At 71.5% G+C, this 23,851-nt stretch carries 16 protein-coding genes; 9 read left to right on the forward strand and 7 right to left on the reverse strand.

Annotated elements, in window-relative coordinates:
- Window positions 1–85: 85 nt before the first annotated feature.
- The gene (locus ACFY8W_RS10895) at window positions 86–6,634 is read right to left on the reverse strand and encodes a DUF3990 domain-containing protein (RefSeq protein WP_391102934.1); all 6,549 of its coding nucleotides are present in this window, start codon (window positions 6,632–6,634) and stop codon (window positions 86–88) included.
- A gap of 445 nt (window positions 6,635–7,079) precedes the next feature.
- Here ACFY8W_RS10895 and ACFY8W_RS10900 point away from each other — a divergent pair, with 445 nt between their 5' ends.
- Window positions 7,080–10,160 (forward strand): VCBS repeat-containing protein, encoded by a 3,081-nt coding sequence (locus tag ACFY8W_RS10900; protein ID WP_391102936.1) that lies wholly within the window; start codon window positions 7,080–7,082, stop codon window positions 10,158–10,160.
- 100 nt (window positions 10,161–10,260) lie between these two features.
- Here the strand turns inward: ACFY8W_RS10900 and ACFY8W_RS10905 are convergent, their stop codons facing one another.
- Window positions 10,261–11,133, reverse strand: a complete 873-nt coding sequence (locus ACFY8W_RS10905) for an NAD(P)-binding domain-containing protein (protein WP_391102938.1) — start codon at window positions 11,131–11,133, stop codon at window positions 10,261–10,263.
- 84 nt (window positions 11,134–11,217) lie between these two features.
- Between ACFY8W_RS10905 and ACFY8W_RS10910 the strand changes: the two genes are divergently transcribed.
- Window positions 11,218–12,192 (forward strand): helix-turn-helix domain-containing protein, encoded by a 975-nt coding sequence (locus ACFY8W_RS10910; protein ID WP_391102940.1) that lies wholly within the window; start codon window positions 11,218–11,220, stop codon window positions 12,190–12,192.
- On the opposite strand, the gene ACFY8W_RS10915 is transcribed toward ACFY8W_RS10910, so the two are convergent.
- The 4 genes from ACFY8W_RS10915 to mqnC all read right to left on the reverse strand — a co-directional run bounded on the left by ACFY8W_RS10915 (window position 12,158) and on the right by mqnC (window position 16,110).
- A complete protein-coding gene (locus tag ACFY8W_RS10915) occupies window positions 12,158–13,444 on the reverse strand; it encodes a geranylgeranyl reductase family protein (protein WP_391102942.1) in 1,287 nt (428 codons plus the stop codon). The two genes, ACFY8W_RS10910 and ACFY8W_RS10915, sit on opposite strands and share 35 nt — an antisense overlap.
- A gap of 56 nt (window positions 13,445–13,500) precedes the next feature.
- The gene (locus tag ACFY8W_RS10920) at window positions 13,501–14,193 is read right to left on the reverse strand and encodes a demethylmenaquinone methyltransferase (RefSeq protein ID WP_391102944.1); all 693 of its coding nucleotides are present in this window, start codon (window positions 14,191–14,193) and stop codon (window positions 13,501–13,503) included.
- A gap of 89 nt (window positions 14,194–14,282) precedes the next feature.
- Complete coding sequence (locus tag ACFY8W_RS10925) at window positions 14,283–14,882, reverse strand: hypothetical protein (RefSeq protein WP_391102946.1); 600 nt, start codon at window positions 14,880–14,882, stop codon at window positions 14,283–14,285.
- A gap of 28 nt (window positions 14,883–14,910) precedes the next feature.
- A complete protein-coding gene (mqnC, locus tag ACFY8W_RS10930) occupies window positions 14,911–16,110 on the reverse strand; it encodes a cyclic dehypoxanthinyl futalosine synthase (protein WP_391102949.1) in 1,200 nt (399 codons plus the stop codon).
- 188 nt (window positions 16,111–16,298) lie between these two features.
- On the opposite strand from mqnC, the gene ACFY8W_RS10935 reads away from it, so the two are divergent.
- A complete protein-coding gene (locus ACFY8W_RS10935) occupies window positions 16,299–17,354 on the forward strand; it encodes an alpha/beta hydrolase-fold protein (RefSeq protein ID WP_391102952.1) in 1,056 nt (351 codons plus the stop codon).
- 27 nt (window positions 17,355–17,381) lie between these two features.
- Here ACFY8W_RS10935 and ACFY8W_RS10940 read toward each other — a convergent pair whose 3' ends face one another.
- The gene (locus ACFY8W_RS10940) at window positions 17,382–18,260 is read right to left on the reverse strand and encodes an MqnA/MqnD/SBP family protein (protein WP_391102954.1); all 879 of its coding nucleotides are present in this window, start codon (window positions 18,258–18,260) and stop codon (window positions 17,382–17,384) included.
- 284 nt (window positions 18,261–18,544) lie between these two features.
- Between ACFY8W_RS10940 and ACFY8W_RS10945 the strand changes: the two genes are divergently transcribed.
- The 6 genes from ACFY8W_RS10945 to ACFY8W_RS10970 all read left to right on the forward strand — a co-directional run bounded on the left by ACFY8W_RS10945 (window position 18,545) and on the right by ACFY8W_RS10970 (window position 23,786).
- Window positions 18,545–18,748, forward strand: a complete 204-nt coding sequence (locus ACFY8W_RS10945; RefSeq protein ID WP_046908818.1) for a cold-shock protein — start codon at window positions 18,545–18,547, stop codon at window positions 18,746–18,748.
- A gap of 151 nt (window positions 18,749–18,899) precedes the next feature.
- A complete protein-coding gene (locus tag ACFY8W_RS10950; RefSeq protein WP_391102957.1) occupies window positions 18,900–19,304 on the forward strand; it encodes a DnaJ family domain-containing protein in 405 nt (134 codons plus the stop codon).
- 118 nt (window positions 19,305–19,422) lie between these two features.
- Window positions 19,423–21,348: a protein kinase gene (locus tag ACFY8W_RS10955; protein ID WP_391102959.1), complete on the forward strand. Its 1,926-nt coding sequence runs from the start codon at window positions 19,423–19,425 to the stop codon at window positions 21,346–21,348.
- A gap of 17 nt (window positions 21,349–21,365) precedes the next feature.
- Complete coding sequence (locus ACFY8W_RS10960) at window positions 21,366–21,875, forward strand: DUF664 domain-containing protein (RefSeq protein ID WP_391102961.1); 510 nt, start codon at window positions 21,366–21,368, stop codon at window positions 21,873–21,875.
- A 230-nt stretch (window positions 21,876–22,105) separates the two neighbouring features.
- Window positions 22,106–23,386, forward strand: a complete 1,281-nt coding sequence (locus tag ACFY8W_RS10965; RefSeq protein ID WP_391102963.1) for an RCC1-like domain-containing protein — start codon at window positions 22,106–22,108, stop codon at window positions 23,384–23,386.
- Between the two features lie 217 nt (window positions 23,387–23,603).
- A complete protein-coding gene (locus ACFY8W_RS10970; RefSeq protein ID WP_391102966.1) occupies window positions 23,604–23,786 on the forward strand; it encodes a hypothetical protein in 183 nt (60 codons plus the stop codon).
- Window positions 23,787–23,851 lie beyond the last annotated feature (65 nt).

Raw genomic sequence — 23,851 nt, forward strand, 5'->3', positions numbered from 1 at the left:
GAACGTACGACACCGCCCCGGCACACTCGACGACGAGCGTACCGGGGCGGTGATCAGGCATTTCGACCGCTGTGGGCCGTGTCCGCTAGAACCAGATCAGTCCGGAGAAGAACATGGCGAAGAAGCTCTTCGCCCAGCTCATGTGCCAGGAGATCTGGTGTCCGAAGGACGTCGGCTTGACGCCTTGGCTCTTCTTCGCCGGCCAGACCTTGCTGTTGCCCAGCATCGGACCCTCCACGTAGTCGTACTTGTGGTGGTTCTTCGCGTAGTCCTTCCTGCGGTGGGTCTCCACGAACTTCTCCCACGACTTGTCGGCCGTCTTGAAGACCCTTCCGTTGAGCTTCGCGAACTCCGACTTCGGGACCCGGTAGTGCATGACCACCGGAGCCGCCTCCGCCTCGCTCGCGCCGTCCCTCTTGGCCCGGCCGGACAGGTTCTTCGCCCACTTCTTCGCCTGGTCGAGGTCGTTGGTGGTGTAGAAGCCGACGCCGAAGTCCATCGGACGAGGACTGATCTTCGGATTGACCCCGTCCTCGAGAATGCGCATCGCGTTCTTCGTGGTCGTTCCGTGGTAGAGGTCGACGTACTCCTCGTCGTCGTCCTTGTCCTTCTTGCGCTGGCTCTTCTCTTCCTTCTTCTTCGGAGCCTCCTTGGTCGGAGGCGCCTTCTTGGAGAGATCGACGGCGTCGTCGGACTTCTTCGCCACGGCCGTGCCGGCGTCGACGGCCTTGGAGGCGTTCTTGACCAGCTTGGCGCCGGTCGCCACGTTGCCGGCGACCGGGACGGCCGCCGCCGCCGAGAGGGCCGCGTTCTTCCAGTCGCCCTCGGCCGCGTAGATGCCGGCGTTGGCCAGGTCCGCCGCCTCGCCGACGACCGGCACCATGCCGACGACGTCGAGGGTGGCGTGGGTGACGTCCGACCAGCCCCAGCGTCCGTCCGCGTCCATGAACGCGAGCGGGTTGTTGTAGCCGTAGTTGTACCCCTGCATCTGCAGGGGATCCATCATGTCGATGACCGGGTCGACGCTCAGGAAGCGGCCGAGCACGGGGTCGTACTCCCGGGCCCCCAGATGGGTCAGCCCGGTCGCGTCCGTGGTGCCGCCGACGAACCCGCGGGTGCCGGGCCAGTTGGCCGGGGCGGCGCCGCGCGGGACGCCGTAGGGCGACAGCTTGCGCCCGGTGGTGGCCATGCCGGGAGCCAGCGCCACCGCGAAGCTCGCGGTGTTGTGGTTGTCGCTGATCAGCGCGGAGACCTTGTCCGCGCCGGGCGCCTTGGTGCTCGCGGTGCGGATGACCGTGGGGGCGCCGGGGTGGGTGTAGTACCGGTTGCCGGTGACGGTGCCGTCGGGCAGCGCGGTGAGCTCGGTCTCGCCGAGGTACAGCGTGGTCCCGGTGGCGGTCCTGCCGATCAGCCGGTTGCCGTCCGCGTCGTAGACGTACGCGGCGAGCTCGGCCTTCGTGTCCTTGTTGCTGACGGACTTGAGGCGGCCCTCGGCGTCCCACTCCAGCTTCTGCCGGACACCGCCCTGCGTGCGCTCCTCCGTGTTGCCGGCCGCGTCGTGCACGAGCGTGGACGGGGCGGCGGGACCGCCCGCGCCCTCGGCGGTCACCGAGGAGAGCGTGTGCGGCTGCTTCGCCGTCGGAGCGGGGTAGCTGTAGGTGTTCTTGACGTCCTTGGTGGTGTCACCGGACGGGTCGTGCCGGGTCTCGGAGGTGCGGTTGCCCGTCGCTCCGAAGGTGTACGAGTGCCAGTACGGCGTCGGTCCGCCGACCTCGGTCGCCGTGGGCCTGGAGGCGCAGACGTCGGTCGTCTTCGCGGTCCAGGCCTCGGTGAGCTGCCGCAGGCCGTCGTAGGCGAAGCACTGGGTGTCGGAGACCTTGTTGGTCCCGCTGCCCGTGTGCTCCGTGATCTTCTTGACGTTGCCGATGGTGTCGTACGTGTACCGGACGTCGTTGATGCGGTTGTCCGCGACCTCGCGGTCGTTGACGGTCTGCTTCAGCTTGCCGGTGTGCGGGTCGTAGAAGTTGGTCGTCCACAGCCGGTACGGGGCGCTGCCCGAGTTCGTCTGGAGGACGCGTCCCTCCGGGTCGTACTTGGTGTCGCTGACGTACCAGTCGAGCCCGGACGTGGACAGGGCCAGGCCCTGGGCGTCGTAGCGGGTGACCAGCTTCTCGGCCGTCAGACCGCCGCCCGCGGGCAGGGTCGTGGTGGCCGGGCTGCCGGTGGGCGTGTAGGTGAAGGAGTAGGTGTACTCGCCCTGCAGGGCGCCCGCCGCGGCGGGGATCTTCACCTTGCGGCCGGTCGGCTGGTAGTCGGCGTCGTAGCCGGTCAGCTCGGTGGTGTACTCGGCGCCGCCCTCGTGCCGGGTGGACGAGGTGAGCAGGCCCTTGGCGAGCGTGTCGTACTGCCAGGAGGCCCGCAGGGTGCGGGTCTCGCCCTCGACCTGGTACTCGGCCTTCTTGCGGCCGAGTTCGTCGTACTCCGACTGGAGCTTGACGCCGCGCGAATCGGTGACGCTGGTCTGCCGGTCGGAGTTGTCGTACGTGAAGGACGACGTGCCCCGGTCCGGGTCGGTGGTGCTGGTCTCGCGGCCGCGGGCGTCGTAGAGCGAGGTCCACGCGACGCCGGAGTCGTCCGTGACCTTGCTGCGGTGGCCGCGGACGTCGTACTCGTAGTGGGTGCTGACGGCCTGCTTGCGCTCGGCGTCGGTGAAGTGGTCGATCTTGACGACCCGGCCGAGCCCGTCGCTCCAGGTCCGGGAGGCGGTGCCGCCCGGCGGCGGGATGGTGGTGGTGTAGTCGCCGCCGTACTCGGTCCGGGCCTCGAACGCGGTGACGTCGCCGTGGTGCGTGACCTCCTTGACCGAGCGGTTCATGCCGTCGTAGACCGAGGTGGTCCAGGCCGGGATCTCGGTGTCGCTCGACGGGACGTACAGCTTGTCGGTGAGCGCGCCCTTGACGAAGTACTTCGCGTTGGCACGGCGGACGCCGCCACCGGAGTTGTAGAGCGAGTCGGTGACGATCCGACCCGTGCCGACGGCCTGGGTCTGGGTCTGCCGCTCGCGCAGCCGGCCGTCGTAGAGGGTCTTGGTCACCTGGTACGAGCCGTTGTCACGGAGCGTCCTGGACGTGACCACGGTCGGCTGCCGGCCGTCCACCCGGTACTGGTACTCGATGTTCGGCGTCTGGGTCCCGGACGTACGGCCCGGCATCCAGACCTTGACCAGCCGGCCGAGCGGGTCGTGCTCGAGCCTGGTGAGACGGCTGTTGGCGTCGGTCTTGGTGAGCGCGAGGCCGCGGCCGGTCTCGAAGGCGGTGGTGACCTGGTGTCCCTTGGGGTTGGTCGTGACCGTCCTGGTCGGCACCGCGTCCGACGGCGTGAACTCCGTCCTGGTGGTCTGGCCGTCGGCGTCGACGATGGCCGTGGCACGGCCGTACCCGTCGTACGTCGTCCGCTCGGTCACGGCGTAGCCGGAACCGTCGCCCTCGATCTCCTCGACCTTGGTCACCGCGCCCTTGGTGGGTGCGGCGCCGTAGGCGAGGTCGTCGTAGTACGTCCTGGTGTCGCCCATGATCCGGTCGGCGCCGGCCGTGGAGGCGGTGGCGCAGGTGCCGGCGGTCAGCCGGACGCGCACCGGGTGGCCGAGCAGGCCCGCCGCGGTGTTGTGCCGGTAGGTGACCACCGAGCAGGTCTCGTCGCCGGGCTTGTCGGTGTCGCCCGTCGTCTCGACCTTCACCGGCAGCGGGTAGTCCGGATCGAACTCCAGCGTGCTGTTGACGGTCCGCCGGGTGCGGTCGCCGCCGAGGAACTGGGTCGACTCGGTCTCCTGCTGGGCGCCCTGGCGGGCGTACAGGTAGCTTCCGTCGGTCCGCTTGTGCTTTGCGGCCTCGCGGGTCCACGGCCTGGTGACGACGGTCGAGTCGATCACGGGGGTCGCGGCGTCGCCGCGGTACGTGATGGTCTCGGCCGTCTGGCCCTGGTAGGCGGGCAGGTCGTCGGCGATCTTCTTCTTGGCGTGGTCGACGACGGTCTCGGTCCGGGTGGCGCCGCCGGGCAGCGGGTCGCCGTGCAGACCGCGGAAGTAGCGGGTCTCGGTCAGCGTCCGGGTCGTGCCCTCGTCGGCACTGGTCTCACCGGTGCGGACGCGTACGGCCCCGTAGCCGCGCCACTCGTTCCAGGTGCGCTGCTTGACCTTGGTGAACTCGCTGTCGTCCTTGGCCCAGCCGGCGTCGCCCAGGTAGTCGTAGGTGGTCACGACCGGCGGTGCGCCGCCGACGTGGTCGTCCTCCTGGATCGCGGTGACGACGTACTTGTTGAACCACTCGGGCTTGGTGGTGTCCTCACCCGACGGCGTCCAGTTGACCGGGTAACAGCGGGTGCCGTTCGCCTCGGGCTTGGGCTTGGGGGCGTCCGGGTCGCAGGCCTTGGAGTAGCTGACCTTCACGCCGCCGCCGGTCTCGGTGTAGATCGAGGCGATGCGCAGCCGCTCGAACGGCGGGCGGTCGTCGGTCGGCTTGGAGACCCGGTTGGGCATCGGGTCGCCGTTGGCGTGGAAGACCACCGGGGGCAGCGACTTGGCCGCGCCGGCCGCGTCGTAGCCGGTGCGGACGATGCGGTCGAGCCAGAGCGGCGGGTTGGTGTCGTAGCGGGTGTGCAGGAAGTTCTGCTTCAGCTCCCAGTTGTCGACCTTGCGGTAGTCGGAGCCGCCCGGGGTCTTGGCGACCTCGGTGGTGACCTCGCTCAGCCGGATCCGGCTCCAGAAGGTGGGCGAGGTGACGAAGCACTTCTTCTTCTCGGCGCAGTACGTGTCGGACGGCGCGTCCGGCCACCGCTGGGCGTCCTGGCCCTTCTTGGTGAACTTCTCCGGGGCGCAGTCGAACGTCTCGGTCGTCATGCAGCGCTCGGGGGTCGTGAAGACCACCCGGGCGGGAGCGGACTTGGCGTAGACGTTGCCGCCCGCCGCGGTCAGACCGTACTCGATGCGGGTGGGGTGGCCGCCGCGCACGTAGGAGACCGGCGTCGTGGTCTTCTGGTTGCGTGCGTAGTGGTTGACCTCCCGCTTGTGGAAGACCGCCATGGCGTTCTTGTGCGGGTCCTCGACGTAGTCGAGGTTCCAGCGCCAGGCCTGGGTGCAGGAGGAGCCGGCGAAGTCGCCCGACTTGTAGCAGGGCTCGTCGGGGTGGTTGCCGAAGACGGGGGCCGTGAAGACGGAGTCGGTGGTGGCCTTGCCGTCGGTGTAGCCGGGCAGCCGGTTCAGGCCGAAGTGGTAACGGATGCCGTCCGGCGTGGTGATGATCCAGTACTCGCCGGTGTCCTTGCCGTCGGCGTCGCCCTTGTCGTCGTTCTCGGCGCCGGTCTTGTACTCGATCCTGGTGCCGTCGTCCGTGGCGAGCTTCCAGTCGCCGCCGGCGTCGTCCTTGACCAGCGGCATGGTGGAGCCGTTGAGGTTGAGGACCGCGTTCTCGGTCTTGCCCCACCAGCACAGGTCGCCGGTCTTCCGCTTGGCGTTGTTGGGCGCCCGGTCCTGGGCGTCCTTGCCGCGGTCGTCGGTGCAGGCGCGGAACTGGCGCTCGATGAAGCCGGGGTGGTAGTCCCAGCCGTCACCGATCCAGGAGGCCTGGTTGTTCGTCGTCGAGGTGCGGCCGTCGACCGACTGCGACGAGTAGTTCAGCGAGATCTCGGGCTTGGGGCCGGCAATGACCGGCGGCACCTGGAGGGGGTACGCCCAGTTGAAGCCGCCCGACGAGCCGCCGTGGCTCCACTTGCCCGAGGGCTGGAGCGGCGTCGCCGCGTAGTCGCCGGACGAGCCCGCGCCGCCGCCGGTCGCGGCGAGCACGAAGCCGCCGCCGGCCGCGGTCTGGACGGCGCTGTGGGACACCCGGGTGAAGCCGGAGGGGGTCACCTCGGGCTCGGGCGCCGTGGCCGCCGGGTCCACGGTGGTGGAGACGACGTCGGTGGCGGCGTCGTTGACCGATCCGGTCTCGACCGGGTCCGAACAGCCCTCGGCGTCGGGGGTGGTCAGGAAGCACTCGGGGAGCCGGATCAGCTGGAGCCGGGAGCCCCAGTCGGCGCCGTAGAGCTGTTCGAACGCCTTGTAGTTGACGCCGACCTGGACGGGGCCGGTCGTGCCGGCCTCGGGCTCCAGCTTCATCAGGACGCCGTCGATGCCCGCGGCCTCGGTCGTCTCGCGCGAGGCGACGGTGACCTGCCAGGTGCCGGCGGGCGCGGGGTCCTCGGCCGGGGTGGCGAAGGAGGCGTTCTTGGCGGACGCCTTCGCGTCCTTGGCGGGCGCCTTGGTCGTGGCGTCCTTGTCGAAGGTGCCGGGCACGGCACCGAGCATGACCGGCAGCCGGCCGACGCGGACCATCTCGCCGGGCTTGCCGGTGACGGGCGCCGGGGCGGTGCGGGGACCGCTCCATACGGCGTGCCGGACGGAGGAGGGCTGGACCTGCGACGACTGGGTGGCCGTCGCCGCACCGCCGTTGATGACGACGGTGCCGGTACCGCTCTCCGGGGCGGCCGTGCGCTCGACCGCGTATTCCCCCTGGGTGTCGGGCGCGGGCGGGAGCTTGAACTCCGCCTCGCTGTCGGCGCCGGGTACGGGCTTGGTGCTCTGCAGGTCGGGCAGGGTCACACCACCGCGTACCGGGCTGTCGGCCCACGCCTCGACGGGCAGGAGCGTGGCGGATATCGCGAGCGCCAGGACGGCCCCCGCCGCTCCGCGTGGTCTCCCGCCACCTCCCCTCGGTGGTCCGGACCGGAAGACAGACACGTTGTTTCCCCCAAAGTGTCGAACAAAGAAAGTCGCCGAAGTATGACCGGAATGACTCAGCACAGGGAAATCACCCCCATAAAGCGGGGATAAATATCCCTGATGATCATTAAACGGACATTGACCCTTGGTCAGGAAGCGGCTGATCAGAGGCGATTCGGCGCTTCCCGCGCGGTCGTGCAAAGATTCGGCCGCTATGCCGGGGGGCGCCGCGAGACGGCCCCGTTCCGGAAAACAGAAAAGGAATTGGGGGAGTGCCGTGACGACCACACGGCCCACATGGCCTCGACGACGCATACGCCTATGGGTGGCGGCGTCGTTGACGGCCGCCGTCACAGCGACGGGCCTCGCCGTGCTGCCACAGCTCGACGGCGAGGAGAACCGGTCCGCGTCGCCCGCTGCGGCGCCCAGGGGACCGTACGACGAGGACGGCGCGATGCGGGAGGCCCGCAGGACGGGCAAGCGCGTCGAGGCGACCGGACTCCGCACCACCCACGCCACCACGTATGCCAACCCCGACGGGACGTTCACCCGCGACCAGGCCACCGCGCCGGTCCGGCTGAAGGCCCCGGACGGCTCCTGGACCGCGATCGACACCTCGCTCCGGGCCGACGGCGCGGGCGGCTTCCGCACCAGGGCGACGACCGGAGCACTGACCTTCTCCGGTGGCAGCACGGGCCGCGCGAGCGCCGGGGGAACCGAGCGCGCCGCCCGTGCCGCCGCCCGTCCCGCCGCGCGCCCGGCCGCCGCACTCCCGCTGGAGCCCGCGGCCCCCGCCGGCAACACCCTCGTCCGCTTCGCCACCGGCGGCCACACGGTCGACGTGGGCTGGCCCGCGGCCCTGCCCGCTCCCCGGATCGCCGGCACCCGGGCGCTCTACCCGGAGGTCCTGCCGGGCGTCGACCTGCTCCTGACGGCGAAGAACGACGGCTTCGCGCAGTCGTGGATCGTCAGGACCCGTGAGGCCGCGGCCAGTCCGGCCGTCCGCTCGCTCACGCTGTCGCTGTCCTCCTCCACGCTCGCGCTGAAGCGGAACGCCGCGGGGGGCCTGTCGGGAACCGACTCCTCCGGCAAGGAGGTCGTCACCGCGCCCACGCCCGTGATGTGGGACTCCTCCGGCCGCAAGGACACCGCGAGCGACACCGGCGCCGCACCGGACCGCACCGACCTGCCCGCCGGCCTCGCCGGCCTGCACGCCCTGGAAGGCCCCGAACCCGGCACGCACAGCGCGCTCGTCGGCTCGGAGCTCAAGGGCGGCACCCTCACGCTGCGGCCCGACACCAAGCTCCTGGACGACCCGAAGACCACCTACCCGGTCTTCATCGACCCGTCGTTCAACGGCCACACCCAGGCCTGGACCCTCGCCTACAAGCGCTACCCGAAGTCCAACTTCTGGAACGGCGCCGGCTTCAACGGCGGCACCGACGAGGCCCGCGCCGGCTACGAGAACCAGACCAACGGCACCGGCCGGTCCTTCTTCCGGGTCGACTGGGACCTCGAGGACGCCATCATCAAGTCCTCCACGTTCCGGCTGTACGAGACCCACTCGTGGTCCTGCTCCAAGCGCGACGTCGAACTGTGGCTGACCGGCTCCATCTCCTCGTCCACCAGCTGGGACAACCAGCCGGACTGGGCCGACCAGCTGGACAAGGTCTCCGCCTCGCACGGCTACAGCTCCAGCTGCCCCGACGACTACATCGGCTTCGACGCGAAGGCCGCCGCGGTCAAGGCGAACGCGGCCGGCTGGCCCAACATCACGCTGGGCGTCAAGGCCAGCAGCGAGACCAGCGTCTACTCGTGGAAGAAGTTCCGCGACAACCCGGTCATGACGACCATCTACAACCGGCCGCCCCGCACCCCGAGTTCCCTGGCCACGAGCCCCGGCGGCAAGTGCGTCACCACGTCCCCGGGCCCGCGCCTCGGCATCGGTGACGTCACCGTCTCCGCCAAGTCGTCCGACCCCGACGACAACCTGGAAGCCGTCCACCTGAAGATCTGGCAGACCAGCCCGGCCGGCGGCCCCGTCCTGTACGACGGCAAGCCGACCCTCAGCGGCACCGGCGCGGTCAGCAAGCGGATCACCTCCGCGACCTTCCCGGCGAACAGCGTCCGCACCTACGCCTACCGGGCGCAGGCCTGGGACACCCAGGACGCCCACTCCGCGTACTCCGACACCTGCTACTTCACGGTCGACACCAGCAAGCCCGGACCGCCCGTCCTCGCCTCCACCGTCTGGCCCGACTGGGACGAGAAGGAGACGTGGGGCCCGGCGCTCGGCACCACCGGCAAGGTGACCATCACCGGCGGCGGCAGCGACGTCGGCGGCTACTGGTACAGCGTCGACACCACCACGTACGACAAGCCGGCGACGTACGCGAACGGCGTCTGGTACATCGACTTCAAGCCGGTGCACGCCGGTCCGAACGTCCTCTACGTGAAGACCAAGGACAAGGCGGGCAACTGGTCCGACCGCACCGACTACCTCACCTACGTCACGCCGCCCGCCGGCACCGACGGCCCGGGCGACACCACCGGCGACCGGCTGGCCGACCTGTTCGTCGTCGACGGCTACGGCGACCTGCGGCTCTACCCCAACATGTCCAAGGGCGACGTCAACTACTCCCTCGACGCGGCCGGCCAGGCCGACGGCAAGGTCGCGCGCGGCTACTGGAAGGGCGCGCTGATCACCCACAACGGCGACTACTGGGGCGCCGACGGCCTCCAGGACCTCGTCGCCCGCATGCCCGACGGCAAGCTGTGGATCTACCCCGGCGACGGCCTCGGCGGCGTCGACGTCAGCCGCCGCACCGAGATGCTGCTGCCGCCCGGTTCCCCGAACCCGGCCGGCCTCACCCAGCTCGTCTCCGTCGGAGACATCGACGGCGACCGCAAGCCGGACATGCTCGCCACCGAGGGCGACGCCTTCTGGGCGCTCCTCGGCTACACCGGCGGCAGCGTCTCGAAGTCGGTCCGCCTGTCCAGCAGCCCGTGGGCTGAGCGCGACATCGTCTCCGTCGGCGACCACAACAAGGACGGCGCGGTCGACCTGGTCTACCGCACCTACGCCTCCAACCGTCTCCTCATCCGCTACGGCAAGAAGGACGGCGACGGCAGCGGCACGAGCCTCACCTCGCTCGCCGCCGCCGCGGACTCGCTCAAGGGCGAGGACGGCGTGTACGGCACCGGCGGCTGGGACGCCACCAACGTGCGGCTGCTCACCGGCACGCCGGACGCCAACGGCGACGGCATCCCCGACATGTGGGCCGTGATGGGCGACAACTCCGCCCGCTTCTACCCGGGCGGCGCGGAAGCCCACGGCGCTCCGGCCACGATCGTCTCGGCCACCGACGGCGAGGTCGGCTGGAAGAACAAGCTGGCCATCGGCTGATCCCCGGATCCGCCACCCGCACCACGGCGAAGGGCCGCCGCTCCCCCGGGAGCGGCGGCCCTTCGCCGTGGTGTCCGGTCGCCGTGGCGTCCGGCGCGCGCTACTTCCGGAACGCCTCGATGATCCGGGCGTAGCTGTCGCCGCCGTGGCCGGCCTCGACGGCCTCCCGCATCAGCTCCAGGTGCAGCCGGGGCAGCCGGCCGTCGATCCCGCGCTCCTCGCCCGCGTGCAGCAGGTGCCCGATGCCCGCGACCTGGATGTCGATGGTGGCGTCGTCGCCCGGGTACTCCCCCGCGTCGATCTGGTCGGCGTACGTGGTGAGGAACCAGGACACCGTGCGCAGCCAGCGCACCGACACCGCCGTGAACTCCTTGGCCGGCACGCCGTCCGCGCCGACGAGCGCGGTCGCGTGCAGCCAGCCGCCGAACACCGACCACATCAGGCCGAGCAGACCGGTGTCGTAGAGCGAGGCGAGGCCCGCGTCCGGGCCCAGGTCGACCGGGTCGCCGAGCACGGCGAGCGTCGGGCGGTGCTCGGCCAGGAGCCCGGGACCGCCCGCGTAGAGGATCATGTTGGCGCTGTCGCCGATGCCGGGCGGGGTGGTCATGATCCCGCCGTCGAGGTAGCCGATGCCGTGCCCGGCGGCCCACTCCGCCTCCGCGCGGGCCTGTTCGGGCGAGCCGGAGGTCAGGTTGACGAGGACCTTGCCGCGCAGTGCTTCGGCGAGCGGACCGAGGAGACCGCGGACGGCGGCGTAGTCGAGGACGCAGACCACGACGAGCTCGCTCGCCTCGACCGCCTCGGCGACGGTGGCGGCGCGGCGGGCGCCGCGGGCGACGAGCGGTTCGGCCTTCTCGGGGCTGCGGTTGAAGACGGTGGTGGGGTGGCCGGCGTCGAGGAACGCGCCCGCGAGGGCGGCGCCCATCTGTCCGAGGCCGATGACGGTGACGTTGTCCTTGTGCTCGTTGTTCATGGCTCCACGCTCGCAGCGCGGGAATCCGGCCGACAGGAGCAGGACTGTCGCCCGGCGCACGATTCCTGCCATAGGCTCGCCGGCATGAGCGCAGGAGTGGTGGCCGTCGTCCTCGTACCCGACGAGCGGTCGAGGATCTCCGCCTGGGACCTGTACGAACTCTCCACCGCGTCCATGGTGTTCGGCATCCCGTACCCCGATCTGGCCGACCCCTGGTACGAGCTCCGCGTCTGCGGCCCGGCCCCGCACGCGAGCCACGGTCTGGACGGCCTCGCCGGCGCGGACACCGTCATCGTGCCGTCGGTACCGGACGCCGTGGTCGAGCGCCGCCAGGAGCTGCCGGACGACCTCGTGGCGGCGCTGCGCGCGGCGGCCGGGGCCGGGGCGCGGATGGTGTCGATGTGCAGCGGCGCCTTCGCGCTCGCCGCGGCGGGGCTGCTCGACGGTCGCAGGGCCACGCTCCACCACGCGTACGGGGCCGAACTGGCCGCCCGCCACCCGCGGGTCACCGTCGACACCGACGTCCTGTACACGGACGACGGCACCGTCCTCACCAGCGCGGGCGCCGCGGCCGGCCTCGACCTGTGCCTCCACCTCGTGCGCAAGGACCTGGGCGCGACGGTCGCGGGCGCGCTCGCGAGCCGGCTGGTCGTCCCGGCCCACCGGTCCGGCGACCGCCCGCAGTTCGTCGAGGCCCCGCTGCCCCCGTCCGAGGAGGACAGCCTGGGGACGGCCCTGCAGTGGGCCGTGGAACACCTCCGCGAGCCGCTGACCGTCGAGGAGCTGGCCCGCCGCGCCCACATGAGCCCGCGCACCTTCCACCGGCGGGTCCGCGAGGCGCACGGGACCACACCGCTGCAGTGGCTGCTCGGGCAGCGGGTGGCGCGGGCCCAGAGCCTCCTGGAGTCCACCGAGCTGCCGGTGGAACGCATCGGCGAGGAGAGCGGCCTGGGCACCGCGGCGAACCTGCGGCGTCACTTCACCCGCGCGGTCGGGGTGTCCCCGACCGACTACCGGCGGTCGTTCACGCCTTCGGGGCCACCTTCGAAAGACCGTTGATGATGCGGTCCATGGCGTCGCCGCCGGTCGGGTCGGTGAGGTTGGCCAGCATCTTCAGCGTGAACTTCATCAGCATCGGGTGGGTGAGTCCGCGCTGGGTCGCGATCTTCATGACCTTCGGGTTGCCGATGAGCTTCACGAAGGCGCGACCGAGCGTGTAGTAGCCGCCGTAGGTGTCCTTGAGGATCTGCGGGTAGTTCCGCAGGGCCAGTTCGCGCTGGGCGGGGGTCTGGCGGGCGTGGGCCTGGACGATGACGTCGGCGGCGATCTGGCCGGACTCCATCGCGTAGGCGATGCCCTCGCCGTTGAACGGGTTGACCAGACCGCCGGCGTCGCCGACGAGCAGCAGGCCCTTGGTGTAGTGCGGCTGCCGGTTGAAGGCCATCGGCAGGGCCGCGCCGCGGATCGTCGTGGTCATGTTCTCCGGCGTGAAGCCCCAGTCCTCCGGCATCGAGGCGCACCAGGCCTTGAGGACCTCGCGCCAGTCCAGCTCGCGGAAGGCGGAGGAGGAGTCGAGGATGCCGAGGCCGACGTTGGAGGTGCCGTCGCCCATGCCGAAGATCCAGCCGTAGCCGGGGAGCAGCCGGTCCTGCGGGCCGCGCCGGTCCCACAGCTCCAGCCAGGACTCCAGGTAGTCGTCCTGGTGCCGCGGGGTCGTGAAGTACGTCCGCACGGCGACGCCCATCGGCCGGTCCTCGCGCCGGTGCAGGCCCATCGCGAGGGAGAGGCGGGTGGAGTTGCCGTCGGCGGCGACGACGAGCGGCGCGTGGAAGGTGACCTCGCGCTTCTCCTCGCCGAGCTTGGCGTGGACGCCGGTGATCCGGCCGGTGCGGTCGTCGATGACCGGGGCGCCGACGTTGCAGCGCTCGTACAGCCGGGCACCGGCCTTCTGCGCCTGCCGGGCCAGCATCTCGTCGAAGTCGTCGCGCTTGCGGACGAGTCCGTAGTCCGGGTACGAGGCGAGGTCCGGCCAGTCGAGCTCGAGCCGCACACCGCCGCCGATGATCCGCAGCCCCTTGTTCCGCAGCCAGCCGGCCTCTTCGGAGATGTCGATGCCCATCGCGACGAGCTGCTTGGTGGCGCGCGGGGTGAGCCCGTCGCCGCAGACCTTCTCGCGCGGGAACGCGGTCTTCTCCAGGAGCAGGACGTCGAGGCCCGCCTTGGCCAGGTAGTACGCGGTGGTCGAGCCGGCCGGGCCCGCCCCGACGACGATCACGTCTGCGCTGTGCTCGGAGAGGGGCTGCTCGGTCACGGCGGGGTCTCCCGGAGGGGTCGAGGAACGGGGCGGTTGCAGTCTATTGCGGGGGGTTACGCCTTGAAGCCCCGGTGCATCGCGACGATCCCGCCGGTCAGGTTGCGCCAGGCCACCCGCTCCCAGCCGGCCTTCTGCAGCATCCCCGCGAGGGTCGGCTGGTCGGGCCAGGACTGGATGGACTCGGCGAGGTAGACGTACGCGTCGGGGTTGGAGGAGACGGCGCGGGCCACCGGCGGCAGGGCGCGCATCAGGTACTCCTCGTACACGGTGCGGAACGGAGCCCAGGTGGCGTGCGAGAACTCGCAGATGACGACCCGGCCGCCGGGCTTCGTCACCCGGTACAGCTCGCGCAGCGCCTGGTCGGTGTCCTGGATGTTGCGCAGGCCGAAGGAGATGGTGACGGCGTCGAAGACGTCGTCCTTGAAGGGCAGCTTCGTGCCGTCGCCCGCGGTGAACGGCATCCACGGGTGGTTCTTCTTGCCGACCCGGAGCATGCCGAGCGAGAAGTCGCAGGGCACGACGTACGCGCCGGCCCGGGCGAAGGGCTGCGAGGAGGTCGCGGTGCCGGCGGCGAGGTCGAGGATCTTCTGCGCGGGGCGCGGGTCGACCGCCTTGGCGACCTCCTTGCGCCAGCGCCGGTCCTGGCCGAGGGAGAGGACGTCGTTGGTGAGGTCGTAGTTCGCCGCCACGTCGTCGAACATCGAGGCGACTTCGTGCGGCTGCTTGTCCAGGGTTGCGCGGGTCACTGGCGTTCGCCTCACCTTGTGTCGTACGGCCGGATGACGTCCGGATGACGTTACGCCCGCATTGTCGCAGGGCGGCCCCGACGCTCCCGTCAGCGGGCCCGGTAGACCAGGCGGCCGCCGAGCACCGTGGCGACGCAGGTCGCCGGGCCCCGGCGGACGAGGGCCGCCCGGTCGGGCACGTCGAACACGGCGAAGCGCGCCGGCCCGCCCGCCGCCAGACGGGGCAGCAGCACGAGCGGCGTCGGCGAGAGGGACGGCGGCCCCGGCAGGTTCGGCGGGCGCTGCCCCACGGCGAGCCCGGCCCGGCGCACCGCGTCCAGGGCGGCCCGCCCGCGCAGCTCGCCGGCGACGGCGACCGTCCCGTGCGCGAGGAGCCGCTGCACCCCGCGCCGCGCGCTGGCGCCGAGCCGCGCGGGTTCGGCACGGAAGATCTCCCGCGCCCGCTCCCCCGTGATCGGCGTGGTGCCGTACACGTCGGCCTCGCGCGGGTCCGGATGGTAGGTCTGTTCGAGGAGTTCGGGGCCGTACGGGTTGAGCAGCCCGGGCGTGAGGATGCCGGGCCAGCGGCGCAGCCGCGCGTCCTGGTTGGCCGCGGCCAGCTCCTCGTACGGGCCGACGGCCGCGACGAGCGCGCCGTCGACCAGGACCGCGTCCTCGGGCGACGCGTCGGCGACGTGCAGCGTCAGCACAGTCCTTGCCCCTGTCCCTTTCCCGGCCTCAGTTCGCGTCGAGGAGCTTCAGCTCGGGGTGGGCGGTGCCGCCCTCGATCGCGATGGACGAGATGTGGGAGACCACGCGCTCGTCGACGGGGTCGTTCGCCGGGTCGTCGTGGACGAGCAGGTGCTCGTACGTCGTGGCGCGCTGGGCCGGTACGCGGCCGGCCTTGCGGATCAGGTCGATGATCTCCATGCGGTTGGAGCGGTGCTTGGCACCGGCCGAGGAGACCACGTTCTCCTCCAGCATGATCGAGCCCAGGTCGTCCGCGCCGTAGTGCAGCGACAGCTGGCCGGCCTCCTTGCCGACGGTCAGCCACGAACCCTGGATGTGGGCGACGTTGTCCAGGAACAGCCGCGCGACGGCGATCATCCGCAGGTACTCGAAGATCGTGGCCTGCGTGCGGCCCTTCAGGTGGTTGTTCTCGGGCTGGTACGTGTACGGGATGAAGGCCCGGAAGCCGCCCGTCCGGTCCTGCACGTCACGGATCATCCGCAGGTGCTCGATGCGCTCGGCGTTGGTCTCGCCCGTGCCCATGAGCATCGTGGAGGTCGACTCGACGCCCAGCCCGTGGGCGATCTCCATGATCTCCAGCCAGCGCTCGCCGGACTCCTTGAGGGGCGCGATGGCCTTGCGGGGGCGCGCGGGCAGCAGCTCGGCGCCGGCACCCGCGAAGGAGTCGAGGCCGGCCTCGTGGATGCGGGTGATGGCCTCCTCGACGGAGACGCCGGAGATGCGGGCCATGTGCTCGACCTCGGACGCGCCGAGGGAGTGGATGACCAGCTGCGGGAACTCCTGCTTGATGGCCGAGAAGTGCTTCTCGTAGTACTCGACCCCGTAGTCCGGGTGGTGGCCGCCCTGGAACATGATCTGGGTGCCGCCGAGCTCCACGGTCTCCGCGCAGCGGCGCAGGATGTCGTCGAGGTCGCGGGTCCAGCCCTTCTTGGTGTCCTTCGGGGCGGCGTAGAAGGCGCAGAACTTGCACGCCGTCACACAGACGTTCGTGTAGTTGATGTTGCGCTCGATGATGTACGTCGCGATGTGCTCGGTCCCCGCGTACCGCCGGCGGCGCACCGCGTCGGCGGCGGCGCCCAGCGCGTGCAGCGGCGCCGAGCGGTAGAGGTCGAGCGCCTCCTCGGGAGTGATCCGGCCACCCGCGGCGGCGCGGTCGAGAACAGACTGGAGTTCGGCCTTCTCGGTCACCGGGTGTGTCCCTTTCGGAGGCGTGCGTACGCGAACCGGTGCGTACTGAACGGACCGAACCAGCCTACGCCAGGGCCTTGGCGCGGATTGGTGCCGGTCCCGAGCCAACCGATCGGCCGCCCGGCCCCTCTCCTTCTCCGGAATCCTCCATAACCTCCGTATCGCCCGAATCGCACCCGGAGCACGTCATGAAACGTCGCCGCCGCCCGACCCGGATCCTCGCGGCCGCCCTCGCCCTCGGCACCACGCTCGGTCTGGTCACGGGCTGCTCCGACGAGGGCGATCCGGTCTCCTTCGACACGCCGCGGAGCGAGCGGTCGGCCCAGCAGCAGGCCGTGCAGCAGCACAAGCCGGGAACCAGGGCGCCGAAGACCGTCTTCCCCACCGGCCCCAAGGCGTCCTTCACCGTGCACCGCACCCTCGACGACGGCACCAAGATCGGCGTCACCGAGCTGCACGGGCAGAAGTCGGGATTCACCGGCCGGGTCTGGGTATGGGCGCCGAAACAGTATTTCGACCCGGCCTACGCCGACAGCGGCTTCCCCGTCCTCATCACCCTGCCGGGCGGAAAGGGCTTCCCCACGAATTACTGGACGGGCAAGGGCATCGACCTCCAGGGGAACATCAGCCGCTGGGCGGAGGAAGGGAAGAGCCAACCGTTCATCGTCGTGATGCCCGTTCTCAACCCGAGCGCCGAGTTCTACCACGACGGGAGTGATATACCCGGGCAGCCGAAAATGGGCACCTGGCTGACCGAGGACGTTCCGGATTTCGTACGGGCCAATTTCCGCACGTTCGGCTCCCGGGACGGCTGGGCCTTCATGGGCTCGTCCTCGGGCGGCTTCGCCGGACTGAAGTCCGTGCTGCAGAAGCCGGACAAGTTCAAGGCCGTCATCGCCTCCGGCCCGGACACCGTCCCGGACTCCCCGCTGTGGAAGGGGCACGAGGCCGAACGGCAGGCCAACAACCCGGAGAAGCTGGCCGCCGCCCTCGGCCGGAAGCCCGACACGCCGGCGTACGAGACCTACGTGGCCTTCCAGATCGGCACCAAGGAGTCGGGCCTGGCCAGGATCAGGGCCTTCATGCGCACGTACACGAAGGGCCCGCTCAAGACCCGTCTCCAGGTCATCCAGGACGGCGAGCACAACGCCCGCTCCTACATGCGGGGCATGAACGACGGGTCGATGGCCTGGATCAGCAGGCACATCCAGGGACCGGTCCCGTCCGAGCCCACCGCCGGGTAGGAGCGGGCCGCCCGGCGGGCCGACCGGCTAGCGGGAGCCCAGCAGCTCGACCCGTACGTCCGCGGGAAAACCGGTCGTCGGGCCGGTCCTGCGGGCGAACTCCCGCACGCCGGCGAGCTGCTCGGGCCCGAAGCGGAAGTCGAGCGTACGGAAGTACCGCTCGAGCAGCTCCGCGTCGAAGGACTCCCAGCGCGCCGCCTGCTCGGCCACCTTGGTGACCTCCTCCAGCGACAGGTCACGCGAGGCCAGGAAGGCCCGGTGAACGTCGTGGACCGTCTCCGGCTCGCGCGCCAGGAAGTCCTTGCGGACCGCCCACACGGCGAAGACGAACGGAAGACCCGTCCACTCCTTCCACATCAGCCCCAGGTCGTGGACCTGCAGCCCGAGCCGCGGCGCGTCGTGCAGCGAGGCCCGCAGCGCGGCGTCGCCGATCAGCACCGCCGCCTCGGCCTCCTGCATCATCAGACCGAGGTCGGGCGGACACGTGTAGTAGTCGGGCGTCACCCCGTACGACTCGGCGAGCAGCAGCTGCGCCAGGCGCACCGAGGTGCGGGAGGTGGAGCCGAGCGCCACCCGGGCACCGTCCAGCTCGCCCAGCGGCAGCTGGGAGACGATCACGCACGACATGACGGGCCCGTCGCAGCCGACGGCGATGTCCGGCAGCGCGACGAGCTCGTCGGCGTGGCGGAGGTATTCGACCAGCGTGATGGGGCCGATATCCAGGTCGCCGCGCACCAGCCGCTCGCTCAGCTTCTCCGGGGTGTCCTTCGTCAGCTCCAGGTCGAGGAGCGTTCCGGTCCGGGCGAGGCCCCAATAAAGGGGCAGGCAGTTCAGGAACTGGATGTGTCCCACGCGGGGCCGGCTGCGCCGCTGCTCATCGGCCGCGGCATCGGTTGCATTGTCCACATCGCGAGGCTAGACCCGTCTCGCCAGGCGGACATCGCCGGGGGCGTACGAGCGGCTCCCCGTCGTGGTCACGTCAGCGCGTCGGAGTCCCGCCAAACATTCGGGTGACGTGATCTTTCCCTCTACCGCTCCGCGCACGCTGCGTGCTACGCTCAACGCAAGTTGCAGTTTGGTTTCCCTTGCAGTACAGAGCCTGCGGAGCATGTGACCCGCAGGCTTTTGTAGTTTTCAGACTTGGTTGCAGGTTCTGGAGCAGGGCGACCCTTTGGCCCATAGGAGGGCTCATGGCTACCGGAACCGTGAAGTGGTTCAACGCTGAAAAGGGCTTCGGCTTCATTGCCCAGGAAGGCGGCGGCCCGGATGTCTTCGTCCACTACTCCGCGATCAACGCCTCTGGCTTCCGCTCCCTCGAGGAGAACCAGCAGGTGAACTTCGACGTCACGCAGGGCCCGAAGGGCCCGCAGGCGGAGAACGTCACCCCGGTCTAAGTGACCCCGGGGTCGACGATCGCGATCCTCTAGAGCTGTACCCAAGGAGCCCCGCTCCGTGCGCGAAGCGCACGAGCGGGGCTCCTGCCGTTTCCACCCCCGTGAGGAAAAGGCCCGGCCGCGGCCGTCTCCCCGGTCGTACGCTGAACACATGACCGAACGCAAACCGCCCGGCGTCAGCTTCGAGTCATTCGTGGACAAGCAGATCCGCGAGGCGACCGAGCGCGGCGAGTTCTCCCGGCTCGAGGGCTTCGGCAAGCCGCTCGACGACGACGCCGCGCCGTACGACGAGCTGTGGTGGGTCAAGCGGAAGATGCACCGCGAGGGCCTGTCGGCGCTCCCGCCGTCGCTGGCCCTGCGCAAGGACGCCGAGGACGCGGCGCGCGCCGCGCGGGAAGCGGTGTCGGAGGCCCAGCTCCGCCGCGTCCTCGGCGACATCAACACCAAGATCGCCGAAGCCCTCGCCCGCCCGCCGGCCGGTCCGCCGCTGCACCTGACCCTGTTCGACGTGGAGGCGGAAGCGGCGGAGTGGCGCAAGGCCCACCCCGGGCGGTAGGGCCCGTCCGGCGCGGGGTCGTCGGGGAACCGGCATGTCCCCCTCAGGAGTCCTCATCTACCCTGATGCGCGTTCGACTTGACCATGCATCAGGGGCGACCAGGGGGACCACACCGGCATGAGCGGCGAGAAGGACGAACGCCCGGGGAAGGGCAGCGGCACGGGCGGCGGCAGCGGCATGGAACCGCTCGGCGCCGGCGACCCGCGCGCGATCGGGCCGTACCGGCTGCTCGGCCGGCTCGGCTCCGGCGGCATGGGGCGCGTCTATCTGGCCCGCTCCGCCGGCGGACGGACGGTCGCGGTCAAGGTCGTGCACGAGGAGCACGCACGGGAGCCGCAGTTCCGGGCCCGCTTCCGCCGGGAGATCGACGCCGTACGGAAGGTCGGCGAGCACTACACCGCGCCCGTCCTGGACGCCGACGCCGAGGCCGACCGGCCCTGGGTGGCCACCGGCTTCGTGCCCGGGCCCTCGCTCGAACAGGTCGTACGGGAGCACGGGCCGCTGCCCGCCGACTCGATCCTGGCCCTCGCGCTCGGCCTGCTGCGGGCCCTCCAGGGCATCCACGGCGCCGGGATCCTGCACCGGGACCTCAAACCGTCCAACGTGATGCTCACCGTCGAGGGCCCCCGGGTGATCGACTTCGGCATCGCGCGGGCCCTGGAGCCCTCCGTCGAGTCGCTGCTCACCAGCACCGGCATGGTCGTCGGCTCCCCCGGCTTCATGGCCCCCGAGCAGGTCCGCGGCGAGTCCCTCGGCCCGGCCGCCGACGTCTTCGCGCTCGGCTGCGTCCTCATGTACGCGGCGACCGGGCGGCTGCCGTTCGGACACGGCGCCAGCAACCAGCACGCGATCATGTTCCGGATCGTGGAGGCCGAGCCCGAGCTCGACCGGGTCGAGTCCGAGGAGCTGCGCGGCTTCATCGCCCGCTGCCTCACCAAGGACCCCGAACAGCGGCCCACCATCGCCACGCTGCTCGCCGACCCGGCCCTCCCGGGCGAGGAGTCCGGCCGCGGCCCCGCCGCGGGCGGGGCATGGCTGCCGCCCGAGCTGGTGGCCCGCCTCGCCCGGCAGGCGGCCCGGCTGCTCGACGCGGAAGCCCTGTCGGAGGAGCTGGAACGGGAGGCGGCGGCCACGGAGGCCGCGAAGGCCGCACAGCCCTCCGACACGGGCACGGTCGGACCGCCGCCGAAGGAGCCCGGCACCGCCGGCACCGCCGACGCGGTCGCCGCCACACCCGCCGCCGTGCGCCCCGAGCCGCGCCGCGCCTCCCGCGTCTGGGCGGTCGTCGCCGCCGTCTTCGTGGTCCTCGGCATCAGCGGCACGGTCGTGAAGCTCATCGACGACGGCGCCCGGGAGCGGGACCTCGGCGGCGCGCCCGGTGCGTCCAGCACCCCGCCGCCCGCGACGACCACCACCGGCCCCTCCGCCGCTCCCCCGCCCGGCACGGCCACCACGCCGCCGGGCGGGAACCCGACGGCCGCCCCGCCGCCCGCGGACGCGGCGGCCGCGGGCGGCGGCGGTACGGTCGGCGGTCTGCCCGCCAGCGGCGGAGGCACGGCCTCGGGAGGCGCTTCCGGAGGTTCCGGATCCGGCTCCGGAGGCGGTTCCACGACGACCACCGGCGGCTCGTCGTCCGGCGGCGGTACGACGACCAGGCCGCCGGCGACCACCCAGGCCCCGCCCCCGGCCACGGACGGCCGGGTCCCGTCGGCCTTCGTCGGCACCTGGAAGTACACGGCCCAGTACAACATCGGGCAGCCGGAGACGGTCTACATCTACCGGGTGGCCCCCGGCCAGATCGCCGCCAGGATGATCACCGACGTCAACGGGGCCCACTGCGAGTACGTGGCCAAGCTGGTCTCGATCACCGACGGGGGCAAGCGCATCAACCTGGGCACCACCACCGTCGACCAGGCCAAGTCCGGCGGGTACCCCTACTGCACGAACGGCGACACGTCGGCGTTCAAGCTCGCCGTCCCGAGCGGCATCCTCCACGACGTGGGCCCCTCCCACGGCGAGGGCTACCACTACCACCGGGTCTGACCGCGTACCGTGACGCCATGAAGAGCGCGGAGCTTCTCCTTGACGCCTTCGGCCGGATCCAGGAGGCCGTGCACGAGGCCGTCGAAGGCCTGTCCGACGACGAGCTGACCGCACGGGTCGATCCCGACGCCAACTCGATCGCCTGGCTGGTCTGGCACCTGACCCGGATCCAGGACGACCACGTCGCCGACGCCTTCGGGACCGAGCAGGTGTGGACGGCCGAGGGCTGGTCCGGCCGCTTCGGCCTGCCGTTCCCCGAGGACGCCACCGGCTTCGGCCACAGCAGCAAGCAGGTCGCGGCCGTCCGCGCGCCCGCCGACCTCCTCCTCGGCTACTACGACGCCGTCCACGCCCGCACCCTCGACCACGTCGGCTCGGTCACCGACGCCGACCTGGACCGGGTCGTCGACACCCGCTGGACCCCGCACGTCACCCTGGGCGTCCGCCTGGTCAGCGTGGTCGCCGAGGACAACCAGCACGCGGGCCAGGCGGCGTACGTCCGGGGCGTGGTCGAGCGCCGCGGCTGAGCCCCGGCCGCACCACGGGGCCGCCGAGGTGACGTCGGGTCGGCCGAACGTCGCAGGCGGACGCGTGTCGGGGCCGTACCCCCGGGGCTTCGCGCGATGCTCGTGGCCGGGGGCCACGACACCACCGGAGGACACGCTCCATGCGATTCCCACGCCCTGGCAGGCCACAGCCCGGCAGCCCACGCCGGAGGACCCGCGGACGCGCCGCGGCCGTCTGCGCCGCCGTACTCATGGCGAGCAGCGGCCTCGCCGCACAGGCCGCGCCCGCTGACGGCGAACGGGCCGCCGCCATCCTCCCCGGCCGCGTGCTGGGCTGGGGCGCCAACAACACCGGCCAGCTCGGCAACGGCAACACGACCGACAGCACCACTCCCGTCCGCACCCTGCACAGCCGCCGGACCATCGGCATCGACGCCGGCGTCAACCACAGCGTGTCCCTCCGCACCGACGGCACGGTGTGGACCTGGGGCCTCAACACCGCGGGCCAGCTGGGCGACGGCACGAACACCGCCAGCAACCGGCCCGTCCAGGTGTGCGCACCGGGCGAGACCGCCCCCTGCGCCGAACCCCTCGGCAACGTGGTCGCCGTCGCCGCCGGCGCACACCACAGCCTGGCCCTGCGGTCCGACGGCAGCGTCGTCGCCTGGGGCGACAACGAGTACGGCCAGCTCGGCGACGGCACCACCGTCGACCGCAACACGCCCGTCCAGGTGTGCGCGCGGGCCCAGAGCGCGCCCTGCAGCGGCTTCCTCAGCGACGTCACCAGCCTCGACGCCGGCTCCTGGCACAGCCTGGCCGTGCATCTCGACGGCACCGTCAGCAGCTGGGGGCTGAACTCGTCCGGCCAGCTCGGCGACGGCAGCGACGTGTTCCAGCGGGCGACGCCCGTCCAGGTCGCCCTCACCGGCCAGGCCGGGAGCGTGGCGGGAGGAGGCTCGCACAGCCTCGCCCTCATGAGGGACAGCACGGTGCGCGGCTGGGGCCACAACTTCTTCGGCCAGGTCGGCGACGGCACGACCACCACCACGTACAACCAGCCCCGACAGGTGTGCGCGCCGGGCCAGACGGCGCCCTGCTCGGACTTCCTCGACGAGGTGAACGAGATCTCGGCGGGCGGCTCCCACAGCGTCGCGTGGCGCTTCGACCAGACGGCCGTCGGCTGGGGCGACAACCGCTTCGGGCAGCTCGGCGACGGCACCTTCGACCACCAGCAGAACCCGGTCCCCGTCCGGGTGTGCGCGCCGGGGCAGACCGCACCCTGCACCGGCTTCCTCGGCCCGGTGTACAAGATCACCGCGGGCGGGGACAGTACCCTCGCGGTGCTCGGGGACCTCACGGCGGTGGGCTGGGGATCCAACAGCGTCGGCCAGCTCGGCGACGGTACGACGGCCGACCGGAGCACACCGGTCCGGGTCTGTTCGGGCCGGCGACCCGCCCCCTGCGCGGACCCGCTGACCGACGTGATCACCGTCGCGGCGGGCACGGCACACACCCTGGCCACCCAGAGCTGACGGAGGGCGGCCGCCTGGGCAGGGGCTCGGGGCGGAGCACTGGGCCGGTCGGATCGCGTCGGGCAAGGAAACGGGATCAAACCGGTCCGGCCAACGGATCCGGCCAACGGGATCGGGGTGGGGCGGGCGCGGGAGGGCGCGTGGGGCGGTTCGTGCGCCTCTCCCTCTCCCGCGTCACACTGCGTGACCGGTGAGGGAGAGGAGTCGTTCCCCGGGCATGAACCTCACCACCGCCTCCCGTGCCCTCGTCACCGCCGTCGCCCTGGCCGGCGGCGTCCTCGGCTTCGCCGCCACCGCCCAGGCCGCTCCCGCCACCGCCACCGCCGTGGCCGCCCACGAGGACGGGCCGGAGCCCGTCGAGCTGAACGAGCTCGGCCAGCCGGACCTGCTGGAGGACTGACCGCGCGGGACGCGAAACGAGACGGCCGGACACCACGAGGGCGGTGTCCGGCCGTTCGGCGTTGG

Source organism: Streptomyces sp. NPDC012637, from assembly GCF_042954805.1.
In the GTDB taxonomy this organism is placed as follows: Bacteria; Actinomycetota; Actinomycetes; order Streptomycetales; family Streptomycetaceae; genus Streptomyces.

Coding starts and splice junctions, on each gene's coding strand:
- ACFY8W_RS10970 (WP_391102966.1), top strand. CDS start 23,604: ATGAACCTCACCACCGCCTCCCGTGCCCTCGTCACCGCCGTCGCCCTG.
- ACFY8W_RS10965 (WP_391102963.1), top strand. CDS start 22,106: ATGGCGAGCAGCGGCCTCGCCGCACAGGCCGCGCCCGCTGACGGCGAA.
- ACFY8W_RS10955 (WP_391102959.1), top strand. CDS start 19,423: ATGAGCGGCGAGAAGGACGAACGCCCGGGGAAGGGCAGCGGCACGGGC.
- ACFY8W_RS10905 (WP_391102938.1), bottom strand. CDS start 11,133: ATGAACAACGAGCACAAGGACAACGTCACCGTCATCGGCCTCGGACAG.
- ACFY8W_RS10935 (WP_391102952.1), top strand. CDS start 16,299: ATGAAACGTCGCCGCCGCCCGACCCGGATCCTCGCGGCCGCCCTCGCC.
- ACFY8W_RS10910 (WP_391102940.1), top strand. CDS start 11,218: ATGAGCGCAGGAGTGGTGGCCGTCGTCCTCGTACCCGACGAGCGGTCG.
- ACFY8W_RS10950 (WP_391102957.1), top strand. CDS start 18,900: ATGACCGAACGCAAACCGCCCGGCGTCAGCTTCGAGTCATTCGTGGAC.
- ACFY8W_RS10945 (WP_046908818.1), top strand. CDS start 18,545: ATGGCTACCGGAACCGTGAAGTGGTTCAACGCTGAAAAGGGCTTCGGC.
- ACFY8W_RS10960 (WP_391102961.1), top strand. CDS start 21,366: ATGAAGAGCGCGGAGCTTCTCCTTGACGCCTTCGGCCGGATCCAGGAG.